The organism is Candidatus Hydrogenedentota bacterium, assembly GCA_016791475.1.
Lineage (GTDB): Bacteria > Hydrogenedentota > Hydrogenedentia > Hydrogenedentales > JAEUWI01 > JAEUWI01.
Genome location: JAEUWI010000342.1, coordinates 1 through 592, shown reverse-complemented (window position 1 = coordinate 592; position 592 = coordinate 1). Strand labels below are relative to the sequence as shown.

Below are 592 nucleotides of genomic sequence, written 5' to 3'. Positions count from 1 at the left end.
CCTGCACGTGGACCGGGTCGGCATCCGCCTGCTGTGCACCTACCGGGGGCCGGGCACGGAATGGCTGGACGATGCCGCCGCCGATCGCAGCAAGCTGGGCAGTGGCGCCGGCGGGCTGCCCGACGAACAGTCGGGCCTGCTCGGCACCGGGACGCAGATCCAGCGCGTTTCCGGCTTCGCCGTAGCCCTGCTGAAGGGTAGCCTGTGGCAGGGCAATGGCGGCCGTGGGATCATCCATCGCTCTCCCGCGGTTCCGGCCGACGGCTTTCCCCGCGTGGTGCTGGCTGCCGACGGCGTATGGTGAGCCCCATGGCCCCGGCCATTCACATCCGCGACCTGCGCTTTGCCTGGCCAGGCCAGACTGCACCGTGTCTCACCCTGTCCGCCCTGGACGTGGACCAGGGTGAGCAGGTGTTCATCCAGGGGGAAAGCGGCGCCGGCAAGAGCACCCTGCTCAACCTCATCGGCGGGGTTCTCGTACCCCGGCAAGGCTCCCTACAAATCCTCGACCAGGCACTGGACGCCCTGTCGCCCCCCGCCCGGGATCGCTTCCGGGTCGATCACATCGGCTTCATCTTCCAGCAGTTCAATC

General features: G+C 68.8%; 2 protein-coding genes. Both read left to right on the top strand.

Annotation, left to right across the window (positions count from 1 at the left end):
* On the top strand, window positions 1-304 hold a 304-nt coding region (locus JNK74_29570; GenBank protein ID MBL7650323.1), incomplete at its 5' end, for a DUF1826 domain-containing protein.
* The coding region (locus JNK74_29565) for an ATP-binding cassette domain-containing protein (protein MBL7650322.1) at window positions 298-592 on the top strand (295 nt) is incomplete at its 3' end. The genes JNK74_29570 and JNK74_29565, both read left to right, overlap by 7 nt.